This window comes from Paraburkholderia atlantica (assembly GCF_000092885.1).
GTDB classification, from domain to species: Bacteria; Pseudomonadota; Gammaproteobacteria; order Burkholderiales; family Burkholderiaceae; genus Paraburkholderia; species Paraburkholderia atlantica.
On record NC_014119.1, the window covers coordinates 302,604 to 316,743 of the forward strand.

The 14,140-nt window shown below is 64.1% G+C and carries 10 protein-coding genes and 1 pseudogene; 5 read left to right on the forward strand and 6 right to left on the reverse strand.

Annotated elements, in window-relative coordinates; all coding sequences use genetic code 11:
• Window positions 1–6 precede the first annotated feature (6 nt).
• From BC1002_RS28975 to BC1002_RS28990, 4 genes and pseudogenes are all read left to right on the forward strand, one after another.
• On the forward strand, window positions 7–1,626 hold the full coding sequence (locus BC1002_RS28975) for an ABC transporter substrate-binding protein (RefSeq protein WP_013093534.1): 1,620 nt from the start codon (window positions 7–9) through the stop codon (window positions 1,624–1,626).
• Between the two features lie 38 nt (window positions 1,627–1,664).
• Window positions 1,665–2,714 carry an aldo/keto reductase gene (locus BC1002_RS28980; protein WP_013093535.1) on the forward strand — a complete coding sequence of 350 codons (1,050 nt, stop codon included), beginning with the start codon at window positions 1,665–1,667 and terminating at the stop codon, window positions 2,712–2,714.
• Between the two features lie 2 nt (window positions 2,715–2,716).
• Window positions 2,717–4,360, forward strand: a complete 1,644-nt coding sequence (locus BC1002_RS28985; RefSeq protein WP_013093536.1) for an ABC transporter substrate-binding protein — start codon at window positions 2,717–2,719, stop codon at window positions 4,358–4,360.
• Window positions 4,361–4,383: 23 nt separating this feature from the next.
• Window positions 4,384–5,881 (forward strand): annotated as a pseudogene (locus BC1002_RS28990) (amidase).
• 27 nt (window positions 5,882–5,908) lie between these two features.
• Here the strand turns inward: BC1002_RS28990 and BC1002_RS28995 are convergent.
• From BC1002_RS28995 to BC1002_RS29010, 4 genes are read right to left on the reverse strand one after another with little or no spacing between them, the layout of a single operon-like run.
• A complete protein-coding gene (locus BC1002_RS28995; protein WP_013093537.1) occupies window positions 5,909–7,645 on the reverse strand; it encodes an ABC transporter ATP-binding protein in 1,737 nt (578 codons plus the stop codon).
• 45 nt (window positions 7,646–7,690) lie between these two features.
• Window positions 7,691–8,671, reverse strand: coding sequence for an ABC transporter permease (locus BC1002_RS29000; protein WP_013093538.1), 981 nt, complete (start codon window positions 8,669–8,671; stop codon window positions 7,691–7,693).
• A 35-nt stretch (window positions 8,672–8,706) separates the two neighbouring features.
• The gene (locus BC1002_RS29005; protein ID WP_013093539.1) at window positions 8,707–9,687 is read right to left on the reverse strand and encodes an ABC transporter permease; all 981 of its coding nucleotides are present in this window, start codon (window positions 9,685–9,687) and stop codon (window positions 8,707–8,709) included.
• A gap of 13 nt (window positions 9,688–9,700) precedes the next feature.
• Entirely contained in the window at window positions 9,701–11,305 is a 1,605-nt protein-coding gene (locus tag BC1002_RS29010) for an ABC transporter substrate-binding protein (RefSeq protein WP_013093540.1), read from the reverse strand.
• 294 nt (window positions 11,306–11,599) lie between these two features.
• On the opposite strand from BC1002_RS29010, the gene BC1002_RS29015 reads away from it, so the two are divergent.
• Window positions 11,600–12,430 (forward strand): VOC family protein, encoded by an 831-nt coding sequence (locus BC1002_RS29015; RefSeq protein ID WP_013093541.1) that lies wholly within the window; start codon window positions 11,600–11,602, stop codon window positions 12,428–12,430.
• A gap of 40 nt (window positions 12,431–12,470) precedes the next feature.
• Here BC1002_RS29015 and BC1002_RS29020 read toward each other — a convergent pair whose 3' ends face one another.
• Entirely contained in the window at window positions 12,471–13,271 is an 801-nt protein-coding gene (locus BC1002_RS29020) for an ABC transporter ATP-binding protein (RefSeq protein WP_013093542.1), read from the reverse strand.
• The gene (locus tag BC1002_RS29025) at window positions 13,268–14,137 is read right to left on the reverse strand and encodes an ABC transporter ATP-binding protein (protein WP_013093543.1); all 870 of its coding nucleotides are present in this window, start codon (window positions 14,135–14,137) and stop codon (window positions 13,268–13,270) included. The genes BC1002_RS29020 and BC1002_RS29025 overlap by 4 nt, the downstream gene beginning before the upstream one ends.
• Between the last annotated feature and the right edge of the window lie 3 nt (window positions 14,138–14,140).

Here is a 14,140-nt window from a genome sequence, read left to right on the forward strand (position 1 = left end):
CATACGATGGCATACGTCACATCGCAGGCGGCGCCGCGCCGGGGCGGTGCGCGCCTTGTCAATGGCGCGCTCGGATTCGCGGCCGCGCTGCTGGTCGCTCTCTCTGTTTCTCACGCTCACGCGCAGACCCGCGGCGGCACACTCAATTTCGTCGTCACGCCGGAGCCAACCGCTCTCGTCGATCTCGCGACTACGGCGACCAATGTGCTGAAGGTCAGCCCAAAAGTCGTCGAAGGTCTGCTCGAATACGACTTCAGGTTGCAGCCGAAAGCTTCGCTCGCGACGTCCTGGGAAGTCAGCGACGACAGGCGCAAATACGTTTTTCATTTGCGTCACGACGTGAAATGGCATGACGGTCAGCCTTTCACGTCCGCCGATGTCGCGTACTCGATCCAGACGCTCAGGCAAGTCCACCCGCGCGCCAAAACCACCTTCGCGAACGTCACCGCTGTGACGACGCCGGACCCGTATACAGTCGTCGTCACGCTGTCGAAGTCCGCGCCGTATCTGATCAAGGCATTCTCGTCGTCGGAAACGCCGATCGTGCCCAAACACATTTACGAAGGCACCGACCCGCTGACCAACCCAGCCAATAACGCGCCGATCGGCACGGGCCCCTTTCGCTTCGTCAAATGGGTGCGCGGCAGCTACGTCGAATATGCACGCAACGACGACTACTGGGACAAGGGCAAGCCCCTGCTCGACAGGATCGTCGTCAAGGTCATCACCGATCCGGCCGCGCGCACTGTCGCGCTCGAAGACGGCTCAGTCGACCTGAGCGGCGACACGCCCGTGCCGCTCTCCGATATCGAGCGGTTGAAAAGCAATCCGAAGCTCGCGCTCGACCAGCGCGGCTATGAGTTCCAGGCTGGTGTGACGCGCATCGAGTTCAATCTCGACAACCCTGTACTAAAGAACCTCGCAGTGCGTCAGGCGATTGCGTCGGCGCTAGATCGCGACGTGATCCGCAAGGTAATCTTCTACGGCTATGCGACGCCGCTCGCCAGTCCGATCATTCCGACGAGCCCCTACTACGACCCGGCACCTACGCCGTATCCGTTCAACGTGGAGCGCGCCAACGCACTGCTCGACGAAGCCGGCTATCCGCGCAAGGCGGACGGTACGCGTTTCGCGCTGACCGTCGACCCGCTGCCGATCGGCGATCTGCCCACGCGCACCGCCGCTTATGTGAAATCCGCGCTGGCGCGGGTCGGCATTGCGGTCACCGTGCGCAGCCAGGATTTGCCCGCGTATCTGAAACGTATCTATACCGACCGCGACTTCGACTTTTCGATCAACGGCATGAGCAACCTGTTCGATCCGGTGGTCGGCGTAGCGCGGCTCTATACGAGCAACAACTTCCGGCGCGGCGTGCCGTTCACGAACGGTTCGCACTATAGCAACCCACTGATCGACCTGCTGTTCACGCAAGTCGCCGAGGAAACCGATGAAGGCAGACGCAAGCAGCTCTTCTCGCAGATTCAGCGCATTCTCGAACACGATCTTCCGGACATCAACCTGGTATCGCCGCAATACCTGACCGTGTACTCGCGCGCGGTCCATAACCATACGACGGGCCCTGACGGAGTATCGGCGAGTTTCGCCGACGTCTGGCTGCAACGCTAAAACGCATTCGACTCAAACTCTCACGGAATTCGACTCTCATGGAATACAGACAACTCGGTCGCAGCGGCATCAAGGTCTCGACACTGACTCTGGGCACGATGATGTTCGGCGGCCCCACGGACGAGGCCACCGCTGCACGTATCATTGAACAGGCGCTGGAGCAGGGTGTCAATTCGATCGACACCGCCGACGTCTACGTCAAAGGCGAGTCGGAACGCGTGGTCGGCCGCGCGATTTCCGCGCAGCGCGAGCGCTGGGTGCTGGCGACCAAATTCGCCAATCCGCTCGATGAGCGCGACGTCAATGCGCGAGGTGCGTCGCGCAAACATATCGTGCGCGCCGTCGATGCGAGCCTACAGCGGCTCGGCACCGACTACATCGACCTGCTGTACATCCATCGCGAAGATCATCAGACACCGGTCGAAGAAACCGTGCGCGCGCTCAACGAACTGATCCGTGCTGGCAAGCTGCGCTACTACGGACTGTCCAATCATCGCGCGTGGAAGATCGCCGAGTTCAGCCATACCGCCCAGGCGCTCGGACTCGATGCGCCTGTCGCAAGCCAGCCGCTCTACAACGTCGCGAACCGCCAGGCCGAAGCCGAGCAATTGACTGCGGCGCATCGTTACGGGCTCGGCGTCATTTCGTATAGCCCGCTCGCGCGCGGCGTGCTGACGGGCAAATACGAACCGGGCGCCACGCCCGGTGCCGACACCCGCGCGGGGCGTAGCGACCGGCGCTTGCAGCAGACCGAGTGGCGTCCAGAATCGCTCGAACTGGCGCGGCGCGTGCGTGAGCATGCTCAGGCCCGCGGTCTTTCTGCCGGTCAATTCGCGCTCGCGTGGGTGCTCAATAGCCGCTACATCAGTTCTACGATCGCCGGGCCTCGCACCGAGGCGCAGTGGCAGGACTATCTGCCCGCGCTCGCCTACCGCCTGAACGCTGAAGACGAAGCGTTCGTCGATTCGCTCGTGACGAGCGGACATCCGTCCACGCCGGGTTTTAACGATCCGGGGCATCCATTCTTTGGTCGCCGCGTGCGTCATGGCGCGGTCCAACCCGTACAGACGCCGCTTCAACAGGGTTAGCCATGCGCTTAGATCGCCGGCATTTCATCCAGAGCTCACTGGCGCTTCTGTGCGCCGGCGCGCTGGACTCCTCGGTGCGCCTCGCACATGCGGGCAGCGCCGCTGCTTCGTCGAGCGCGCTTGCCGGAACCAACGCCGCGCCCGTACAGGGCGGCACGCTGACCTACGCAGTGCAACAGGAACCGCCGTCGTTGGTGTCGCTGCTCGACACCAACACGGTGATCCGCAACATCAGCGCCAAAATCACCGAGGGACTCTTGCGCTATGACGCGCAGTTCAGGCCGCAGCCGTTGCTTGCCATCGCGTGGAGCACGAGTGCCGACGGTCTGTACTACACGTTCAGGCTGCGGCCCGGCGTGAGGTGGCACGACGGCGAGAACTTCACATCGGCTGACGTGCGTTACTCGATCCTCACGCAAAAACGTCTCGGTCCGCGCGGGCGCATCACGCTCGCGAACGTCGAACGCGTCGACACGCCCGATCCGTTGACGGCCGTGATCGTACTCGGCAAACCAACGCCGTATCTGATCAAGGCTTTGTCGTCGGCGGAATTGCCGATCGTGCCGCAGCATCGCTATGGCGACGGCGATCCGCTCACGAGCCCCAATCTGAGCGCGCCGATCGGCACCGGTCCATTCGTGTTCGATGAGTGGGTGCGCGGCAGTCACATCAGCCTGCGCAGAAATGCGAACTACTGGCGCGCGGGGGCGCCGCATCTCGACCGTGTGGTCTATCGGATCGTGCCCGACCAGGCATCCATCTCAGCCGCGCTCGAAACGGGCGAAGTCGACGCCGCGGCCAATGTCGGTCTGGCCGATCTCGGGCGGCTCGCGAAAGTGCCGTATCTGAAAATCGACGACAGCTACGACGCGTACCTGAACAACGCGGCTTTCCTCGAGTTCAACCTGGAAAATCCGGTGCTTGCGCAGCTTCCGGTTCGCAAGGCAATCGCGCATGCGATCGATCGGAACTTCATCAAGGACCACGTGTTCTACCGGCGCGCGAGCGTGGTCGACTCGCCGGTGCCAGCCGTATTGGCGGCCTACTACGACGACAGCACGTTCCACTATCCGTTCGACATCGACGCCGCGAACCGTCAGCTCGACGCTGCGGGTTATCCAAAGCAGGCGGACGGTCAACGCTTCGCGCTGAAGATCAACTACATCAGCGGCGCGGATTTTCGGCACGCGGCGGAGTATCTGCGCGCCGCGTTGGCGCGCATCGGCATCAAGGCGACGATTCTCGACGGCGATCTGCCGACCTATTTGCGCCGCGCGTACACGGCACGCGAATTCGATTTGAACCTGAATGGTCTCGGCCGGTTGTATGACCCGACCGTCGGCGTGCAGCGCATCTACTGGTCGGACGGCGTCCGGCATCCGCTGATCTGGATCAACGCGTCGCATTATCAGAACCCGCAAGTGGACGAGTTGTTTCGCGCAGCCGCGATCGAAACCGACGAGACAAGGCGCGCGGCCGCGTTCAGGGAAGTCCAGCAGATCGTCGGCCGCGACCTGCCGGTACTGCCGCTCGTTACTGTGCCCTCGGCATTGCAGGTGTATCACGCGCGCGTGCACAACCTGAACAACAGTATTGACCTGACCGCCGGCGATTTCTCCGATACCTGGATCGAACCGAAAACCTGACAAACCGACGAGGGCCTCGAACAATGAGCACACCAGAACTGGACGACCCGAAATCCGCGCTACTGAATGCGCTGACCTTTGCGAGCGCGAAGCAACAGGCGGACGCGCTGGCCGAGGGCCGCGTTTCTGCGGTCGACCTGCTGGAACACAGCCTCGCTCGCATCGCGCGCTTCGATGACATATTGAACGCCGTGGTCGCGCGTGACTTCGACGCAGCGCGCAACGCCGCCCGCGAAGCCGACGCGGCGCTTGCGCGTGGCGAGCGACGGCCGCTGCTCGGCGTGCCGATTACATGTGGCCGGGCTAGTTACTAGTGTCGGAAACCCGTCCTACGCGGATAATCGCGCCGAACGCGATTCGCTCGCCGTCGCCGCATTGCGTGAAGCGGGCGCGTTGATCATTGGCAAGACCAACGTGCCGCTCGGTCTCGCGGATCTGCAAAGCTATAACGAAGTCTACGGGCTGACCCGCAATCCGTGGGATCTTGCGAGGACGCCCGGGGGATCGTCGGGCGGCTCGGCGGCGGCGCTCGCGGCCGGCTATGTCGCCCTCGAACTGGGCTCGGATATCGGCGGCTCGATTCGCATTCCCGCGCACTTCACCGGCGTTTTTGGCCATAAGCCGAGCTACGGCCTCGTGTCGCTCGCCGGCAGCGGTGTGCCGAGAGGACGTGCGTCCGCACGCGATCTCAGCGTGGCGGGCCCGCTCGCGCGCAGCGCGGCTGATCTCGAACTCGCACTGGATCTGCTCCTCAACCGCGATCCGCTGACGTCCAAGGCATGGCGCTCCACGTTGCCACCTGCGCGCCACGCACGGCTCACCGAGTTCCGGGTGCTCGTGCTCGACACATGGCCGGGCACGCAACGCAGCCTATCCGAGCGCCTCGTGATCGAGCGCGTGGTCGAGCGGTTGCGCACGCAGGGCGTGTACGTAAGCCGCCCTGCCGATCTGCCGCAGGGGCTCCTACCCGATCTGGTGCGTGCGCATGCGCTGTACCGGACGCTGCTCGGCTCGTCGCTCGCCGAACCGCCTGTGCCGAGCGAAGCGGCTCGACAACGCCTTGCGGCGCTCGCCCCCGCTGACGAGAGCGCCGACGCCGCGTGGCTGAGGGCGCCATACCTCGCGCACCGCGACTGGCTCAAAGCCGACGAGCAACGCCATGCATTGCGTCACCAGTGGGAGCGGCTTTTCAAAGCATTCGACGTGATCGTCACGCCGGTCGCTCCGGTCGCCGCGTTCCGTCACAACCATCAGGAGCCGAAAGACGAGCGCACCTATCCGGTCGCCTTCGACGACGGCGTGCGGGACGTGCGCTTCCTCGATTTCTTTCATTGGGCGGGTCTGCCCGTGCTGCCGGGGTTGCCGGCCACCAGCTTTCCGCTCGGTCTCGACGACGACGGCTTGCCCGTCAGTGCGCAAGCCGTTGGCCCGTGGCTCGAAGACCGTACGTCCATTGCGTTCGCGCATTTGCTCGAACAAGCGTATGGCGGTTTTGTCGTGCCGCCCGGATATGGGGCGTAGGCCGTCCCCATCGTGCGACGGGTGAGGTCAAGCCGCCCGCGCGTCGTCGAAGGTCTTGCCCGGAATCGCGTCGAGCAGCGTACGGGTGTAGGGATGCTGCGGCGCACGCCAGATATCGCGGTGGTCTCCGCTTTCGACGATCCGACCCGCCTGCATCACATGCACACGGTCGGCGATGTAGCGCACCACGGACAGGTCATGCGAAATGAACAGATACGCGAGCCCGAGGTCGCGCTTCAGATCGACCAGCAGATTGAGAATCTGCGCCTGAATCGACACGTCGAGTGCGGAAACCGGTTCATCGCAGATCAGCAGATCCGGTTCGAGGACCAGGGCGCGCGCAATGCCGATGCGTTGTCGCTGCCCGCCGGAGAATTCGTGCGGATAGCGGCCGAGCGCCGAACTGGGCAAGCCGACGCGGTCCAGCATCGCGGCGATGCGTGTGCGGCGCTGCTGGGCGTTACCGATCCGATTCACCACGAGCACGGTGTCGAGAATCTCGGCCACGGTGCGGCGCGGATTGATCGACGAATACGGGTCCTGAAACACCATTTGCACATGGCGTCTCAACGGCCGCAACTCGCGTTCGCCCAGCGGCGCGAGATCAGTGCCTCGCAAGCGGATTGCGCCCGCGGCAGTGGGCACGAGCCGCAGGATCGCTTTGGACAGCGTCGATTTCCCACAGCCGGATTCGCCCACCAAGCCGACCGTCTCGCCGCGCGCGATCGTCAGCGACACGCCATCGACCGCGTGCAGTGCGGGTTGGCCGCGCCGCTGCGGATAGTCGACGCGCAGGTCCTGCAATTCGAGCAACGGCGTGGCGCTCACTGCGTTGCCTTCCGATGATGCATTGCTGTGCGCGTCCGCTTTGACATCCGCCACATGGAGCCCGGGGCGCGGCGAGCGCGGCAGCACGGTAAAGGAAGGCCCGCCGTCTTCGGCGATGCCATGACGGATTTCCGGCAACTTCCAGCCGCGATAGTGCAGATCGTCCGCGAGATTCAGCGACGCGCCCAGCAGACCCCGCGTGTAAGGATGCTGCGGCTGAGTGAAGAGTCGCGCGACCGGCGCTTCTTCGACCTTCTCCCCCGCCAGCATCACGGCCACGCGATCCGCATGTTTCGCGACGACGCCCAGGTCGTGCGTGATCAGCAGCAAGGACATCGACAGCTCGCGCCGCAAACCGTCGAGCAGCTCGAGAATGTGCGCCTGAATCGTGACGTCTAGCGCTGTGGTCGGCTCGTCCGCGATCAGCAGACGCGGGCGGCAGGCCACTGCCATCGCGATCATCACCCGCTGCCGCTGCCCGCCGGACAGTTCGTGCGGATAATCGAACACCCGGCGTTGCGGCTCGGGGATCTGCACGAGTTCGAGCAGTTCGACGGCGCGCTTTGACGCCGCCGCCTTGGACAGATCCTCATGCTGACGCAAGGCTTCGACGATCTGCGCGCCAATCGACAGCACCGGATTGAGCGACGTCATCGGCTCCTGGAAAATCATCGAAATCTGCTGGCCACGGACCTGGCGGATTTCGCGGGGAGACAGGTCGAGCAGCTCGTGGCCATCGAAGCGCAAGCTCCCCGTCACGCGTCCCGGCGCGGCCACGAGACGCATCAGCGACAGCGCCGTTGCCGATTTGCCGCAACCGGATTCGCCGACGAGCGCCAGCGTCTCCCCTTGCGCGATGTCGAAACTCAGGCCGCGCACGGCTTCGTGCATGCCGAAACTGACGCGCAGATCGCGTACTTCAAGCAGGTTTGCCACAGAGCGTCCTCGATTACATTGTGAGCCGCGTGAGCCGCGGGCTCTTCAAGCTCGTTCCCGCAGGCGCGGATTGAGCGCGTCGTTCAGACCGTCGCCGAGCAGGTTCAGCGCGAGTACCGCAAGCACTATGGCGGCACCTGGCACGGCCGTCAGATACCAGGCGGTACGCAGCGAGTCACGGCCCGCGCCGATCATGCCGCCCCAGCTGACCACGTTCGGGTCTCCCATGCCGAGAAACGACAGCGACGACTCGATCAGGATCGCACTCGCCACCATCACGGACGCGGTCACGATCACCGGTGGCAACGCATTCGGCAGAATCTCGCCAAAAATGATGCGTGCGTTGCTGAAGCCCTGGCTGCGCGCGGCAAGCACGAAGTCCGAACGGCGCAGGCTGCGAAATTCCGCCCGCACGATCCGCGCGACGGTGGGCCATGATGCAATGCCGATTGCCAGCGCGATGATCGTCACGCTGGGATGCCCAATCGCAACGATCACGATGACCAGCAGAAAAGACGGTATGGTTTGAAAGAGTTCGGTGATGCGCACCAGCACATCGTCGATCACCCCGCCGAAGAAGCCTCCCGTCGCACCGACCAGCGTACCGATCACGAGCCCGATGCTGGCCGCGCTCGCGCCGATCAGCAGCGACACGCGGGCGCCGTGCGCGATGCCCGCAGCCACGTCGCGTCCGAGCGAATCCGTGCCGAGCCAGTATTGCGGATCGGTGCCCGGCCATACGAACGGCGCCGCCACCATGTCGAGCGGATCACCCGGATACAGATGTCCCGCGCCCAGCGCAAGCGCGATGAACGCCGCGAGCAGCGCGAAACCCCCGAGCGCCGAGCGATTGCGCAGCAGCGCGCGCCACACGCCGAGCCCTGCCGCACCGTGCGGAGCGTGGTTCGTGGCAGTCGCCGCGCCGTCGCGCCGGAAACCGAATAGCGCGCCGCCAAGCTGACGCCGCCATGTGGAAGCACGGGGTTCGGGCGGCGGGGAAACCAGATTGGAAGAGTCGGAAGCCATGTATGCCTCTGGGGAGAAATCGCCGGTGCGTGCGATCACGCGACGCGCGGATCGAGCCACGCCTGCAAAAGATCGACCAGCACATTCGCCAGGATCACGAGCATCGACGACAGCAGCAGCACGCCGAGCAGCACGCTGAAATCACGCGCCATCACCGCATCGAGCGCGAGGCGGCCCAGTCCTGGCCAACTGAACACCGTTTCGGTCACCGCGGCGCCACCCAGCAAGGTGCCAAAGTGAATGCCGATCATCGTTGTGAGCGGCATCAGCGCGTTGCGCAGGACATGCCGCACCGTCACACGCCACGGATGCAAGCCCTTAGCCTGCGCCGTACGCACGAAGTCCTGGCGCTGCACTTCGAGCATCGCCGCGCGCGTAAGCCGTGCGTAGATCGCGATGAAGAACGTCGCCAGGGTCGCGGCAGGCAGCAGCACGTGCTTCAGTGCATCGATCACGTAGGCGGCGCCGTGAAGCTGCGCGCCGAGCGTAATATTGCCGCCGCTCGGCAACCAGCCCAGATGCACCGAGAACAGCACGATCGCGAGCAGACCGATCCAGAAGCCGGGTGTCGAGTAGAACAGCATGGCCACGACGGACAGCACGCGATCGGGCCACCTGCCGGCCCAATGCGCCATCACCACGCCGAGCACTACGCCCACGACGATCGCGACCGATAGCGCGACGCCCATCAGCAGCAGCGTATTGGGCAGGCGCGAGAGGATCAGTTGCATCACCGGCATGTCGTAGCGCGGCGAATAGCCGAGGCTGAAGTGCGACAGATGAGCGAGGTACGACCACAACTGGTGCAGCACCGGTTGATCGAGGCCGAACTTCGCGCGCAATACCTGCATCGTTTCCACCGTCGCCGAGCCGGCTTCGCCGGCCAGCACATCCGCGGCGTCGCCCGGCATCAGCTTCAGCAGGAAAAAGTTCAGGATCACGATACCGATCACCGTCGGTAGCGCCTGACACGCGGTACGCCGCGCGATCGCGGCAAAACGCAAACCCCTGCTCATCGTGTCGCTCCTGTCATGCGCTCAGATAGACGTCGGCCAGATTGCCTTCGAGGCCTTGCGCGGACACGGTGTGGTTGTGAACGCGCCGGTTCGCGAGCGTGACCATGCGAGGTGCGACGAGGTTGAGAATCGGCAGCTCGCGATAGACGATCTGCTGGAATTGTTGATAAAGCGCAACGCGTTTGCTTTCGTCGGTTTCGATCGCAGCGCTCTCGAGCAGGCGGTCGACCTCGGCATTGCTGTAATGCGGCGCGTTCGAGAACGGCACGCCCGGCCGAATGTTCTGCGACCAGTAAAGACGCTGCACGCCGACGCTCGGATCGAATAGCGTGTTCACGCCGATGCTGGTGAAATCGAACTGGCGGTCGGCATACACGCGCTTCAGAAAAGCGGGCAAGTCCTGAGAGCGCACCGTCACGTCGATCCCCACGCGAGAGAGCGCCGATTTCACGTAATCCGCCTGGCGGCGGTACATGTCGCCGTACGGCAGGAAATCATGCGTGAGACCGAAGCGCACGCCGGCCGACTTGCGCGGATAACCGGCCGCGTCGAGCAGCTTTTCGGCGGCGGCGGTATCGAACGGGTACGGTGCGAGTTTGCCGTCGTGATAGGGCGAGCCCGGCGTGATCGGTGTCGGCGACAAGTCGGCGTAGCCATACGCGACCGTGCGCAGCACCACTTGCGGATTGATCGCATGCGCGATCGCCTGGCGCACCCGCAGGTCGCTGAGGATCGGATGTTGCAGATTGAAGTCGATCTCGGACAGCGGTTCGAGGAACCGATAGCCGCGCGTTTCGACAACCAGCTGCGGTAATTGAGTGAGGCGCGGCAAATCGGTGAGCGGTACGGGATTTTCGCCGCCCAGATCGAGCGCGCCTGTCTCGAACGCGGCGGATCGCGCGGCGGCGTCGGGAATGACTTTCAGTACGAGACTGTCGATGTAGGGTTTGCCGGCATCCCAGTAGTCCGGATTGCGTTCATAGACGATATTGGCACCGCGCGTCCACGACTTGAAGCGAAACGGCCCGGTACCGATTGGCGCGTTATTGTGCGGGTTGGACAGCGGATCGCCCGACGCATACAGATGCTTTGGAACGATCGGGGATTCACCGGCCGACAGTGCCTTCAACAGATAGGGCGCCGGCTTCGACAATTCGATCACCGCGGTCCGGGCGTCCGGCGTCGACACGCGCGTGACATTGGCGAAAGTGCTGCGTCCGCGCGGATGCACCGTCTTCAACAATTCGATCGAGAACGCTACGTCCGTCGACGTGAATGGCTGCCCGTCATGCCATTTGACGTTCTCGCGCAGTGTGAAGCTGTACTTCAAGCCGTCAGGACTGACTGCCCACGCGGTTGCCAATTGCGGCCGTGGACGCAGATCGAAGTCGTATGCGAGCAAGCCTTCCAGCACCTTGGAGCTCGCGACCAGAGCGGGCCCGGTGGTCTGAAAGATCGACACCAGCACCGGCGGTTCCGGATTGATCAGCATATTCAGCGTGCCGCCCCGCTTCGGCGATGCTGCGCTGCCTTGTGCAAACACTCGTGCCGGCATGCCGGCGGCGGCAAGAGCAGCGCCCGAGGAAATCAGAAAGTCGCGTCGATTCAGCCGTGCCATGTAATTCGTATCCTGGTGCTTCGGCCGAGTCATGTTGGCCGCGTCAAAGTACCGAGCGGCTTGCCGCTCGTGCAGCGCTTACGATAAAGCCGCAGTCGCAGTAAAAGAACCAATCGTTCGGCATATGCAAAGCACGCCGCCGAAGAAAGACGGATTCCTCATCGAGCAGTCCGATCGCATCTTGCGCGACGGAGCCTAATCCAGTTGCGGCGCTATGCAATCGACAATCCATTACTAGCGTTTTGGCGGCAGGCTTCGCATACTCGGACCACCCTACTGTGGACCTCGCTCGTCATGTCTCTTTCAATCGACCACATCGTGATCCGCGTGCAGGATCTCGAGCAGACCATCGCCGATTTCACTACGCTTGGCTTCACCGTGCAACGCGGCGGCACGCACGCCGACGGCGCCACACATAACGCGCTGATCGGCTTCGCCGATGGCAGCTACGTCGAACTCATCGCCTTTTTGCGCGACGCACCCGAGCATCGCTGGTGGGACGCTAGCCGTCGCATAGGAGATGGTTTCGTCGACTACGCGCTGCTGCCGCAATCGGTTGCCAGTACCATCGCCGCGGCACGCGAACGAGGTCTCTCCTACGACGGCCCCCTTGCCGGCGGACGTCTGCGTCCCGATGGCGAGCGCCTCGAATGGCAGATCGGCAAGCCGTCGAGCGCGGATCTGCCGTTCCTGTGCGGCGACGTGACGCCACGCCACCTGCGCGTGGCCGAAGGCGACGTTCGCCATCATGCGAACGGGGCGCACGGCGTCGCGAACATTACGCTCGCGGTGCACGACCTGGATGCGAGCCTCGCACGATATCGCGCGCTGCTCGGAGAACTCGACGTGCAGCGCGCTCCGCTGCCCGGTTACGACGTCGCATTGGCGATCCTGTCGCTTGGCGCGACGACGCTCACGCTTGCAAGCCCGACCCGCGAAACCCGTCCGCCAGCCGAAGGTCTTGCCGCTGATCTTCGGCACCACCTCGCCTCGCGCGGCGAAGGGGTTTTCGCGGTCGCCCTGGAGACGTACGTCGATGGCGCCGCGCGGCGCCTCGAGCGTACGCTCGCCCATGGCGCCATCATCGAACTGGTAGCAAACCCGTCGATCCGACGCGATCGATAGCGTCGCGCGGCGAGCGAAACACCAGGCGATCCGGCGCCGCTCACGACGCCGTCTGCGCCGCCAGCGATCCGCCGAGATAAGCGTCGCGGATGCGCTGGTCGCCGAGCAATTCGCTCGCGGTGCCGGACAACACCACACGCCCCGTCTGCAACACGTAGCCGCGATGCGCGATCTGCAGCGCGAGGCTCGCGTTCTGCTCGACCATGAAGAACGTGATGCCCTGCTGGTTTACGGTCTGGATCAGGTCGAGGACCTTGTCGACGTATAGCGGCGACAGACCCATCGTCGGCTCGTCCATGCAGACCAGCGCGGGGCGGCTCATCAACGCGCGCGCCATCGCCAGCATCTGCTGTTCGCCGCCCGAAAGCGTGCCGGCTCGTTGCGTCAATCGTTCTTTGACGCGCGGAAAAAGTTCGAGCATGCGCTCATAGTCTTCGCTAATGCCCGCGCGGTCGTTGCGCGTGAACGCGCCCATCAGCAGGTTTTCGCGCACCGTCATGTCGCCGAAAAGCCGCCGGGCCTCCGGCACCGAAGCGATGCCTCGCCGCACGACATGCGAAGTCGGCAGATCGTTCAACGGCTTACCGTCGAAGCTGATCGTGCCGGCTCGCGGTTTGTGCAGTCCAAGAATCACCTTCATCGCCGTCGATTTGCCGCTCGCATTGCCGCCCAGCAGGCTGACGATCTCGCCGCGCGCGATGCTGAGATTCACGCCGAAGTGCACCTGGATCTGTCCGTAGAACGTGTCGATCTGTTCGAGATTCAGCAACGGCTCGGTCATGGCGGCTTGTGCGGAGGGTAATGGGTTCGGCTCAACCAGATGCTGACTTGACGTTTTCATGCGGCCGCCGTTTCTTTGCGGCCGGTCGTCGCGCCGACCTGACGGTGTCCAAGGTAGGCCTCGATCACGGCGGGGTCGTCGCGCACCTCGGCCGGCAGCCCGGAAGCAATCTTGCGGCCATCTTCGAGCACCAGCACGCGATCGGAAAGCTGCATCACGAGGTCGAGCTTGTGTTCGATCAGCAGGATCGTGAGGCCGTCGTGCTTGAGTTGGAGAATCAGTTCGAGCATTTCGGCGGTTTCGGACTCGTTCATGCCGGCGGTCGGTTCGTCGAGCAGCAGAATTCGCGGACGCAGCGCGAGCGCGCGCGCAATCTCGACGCGTCGGCGGTTCGCATAGGACAGGCTGTGCGCCGGCTGGTCGATACGTGGCAAGAGGCGCGTACCGAAGCGCGCAAGAAGCGTTGTCACCTCCTCGCGAAGAGCGGCGTCTTCGCGGCGTACCGATGCGGGACGGGCCAGCGCGCGCAGCACTTCCGCGAACGCCCCGACCACGGGCCAGCCGCGACGGGTCATTGCAAGCCGCGCGTGCGCGCCGATCAGCACGTTATCGAGCACGCTCAGATTGCCGAATACCCGTCCATGCTGGAACGTGCGCGCGACGCCACGCGCGGCAAGCTGCTCGGGCGCCATGCCGGTCACGTCTTCGCCGGCGAATCTCACTTCGCCGGCGTCCGGCGCGTCGATGCCGGTCAGAAGATTGAACAGCGTGGATTTGCCGGCGCCGTTCGGACCGATCACGCTCACGCATTCGCCGCGCGCAACCGACAGGCTCACCTCGTCGACAGCCACGAGACCGCCGAAACGGCGCGTGACGCGCCGCACGTCGAACAGCATATCCGCGCCGCGTGGCAAAGAAGATGTCATGGT

Excerpts from the sequence above, each read along its gene's own strand:
- BC1002_RS28975 (WP_013093534.1), top strand. The coding sequence starts at position 7 with ATGGCATACGTCACATCGCAGGCGGCGCCGCGCCGGGGCGGTGCGCGC.
- BC1002_RS28980 (WP_013093535.1), top strand. The coding sequence starts at position 1,665 with ATGGAATACAGACAACTCGGTCGCAGCGGCATCAAGGTCTCGACACTG.
- BC1002_RS28985 (WP_013093536.1), top strand. The coding sequence starts at position 2,717 with ATGCGCTTAGATCGCCGGCATTTCATCCAGAGCTCACTGGCGCTTCTG.
- BC1002_RS29000 (WP_013093538.1), bottom strand. The coding sequence starts at position 8,671 with ATGGCTTCCGACTCTTCCAATCTGGTTTCCCCGCCGCCCGAACCCCGT.
- BC1002_RS29005 (WP_013093539.1), bottom strand. The coding sequence starts at position 9,687 with ATGAGCAGGGGTTTGCGTTTTGCCGCGATCGCGCGGCGTACCGCGTGT.
- BC1002_RS29010 (WP_013093540.1), bottom strand. The coding sequence starts at position 11,305 with ATGGCACGGCTGAATCGACGCGACTTTCTGATTTCCTCGGGCGCTGCT.
- BC1002_RS29015 (WP_013093541.1), top strand. The coding sequence starts at position 11,600 with ATGTCTCTTTCAATCGACCACATCGTGATCCGCGTGCAGGATCTCGAG.
- BC1002_RS29020 (WP_013093542.1), bottom strand. The coding sequence starts at position 13,271 with ATGAAAACGTCAAGTCAGCATCTGGTTGAGCCGAACCCATTACCCTCC.
- BC1002_RS29025 (WP_013093543.1), bottom strand. The coding sequence starts at position 14,137 with ATGACATCTTCTTTGCCACGCGGCGCGGATATGCTGTTCGACGTGCGG.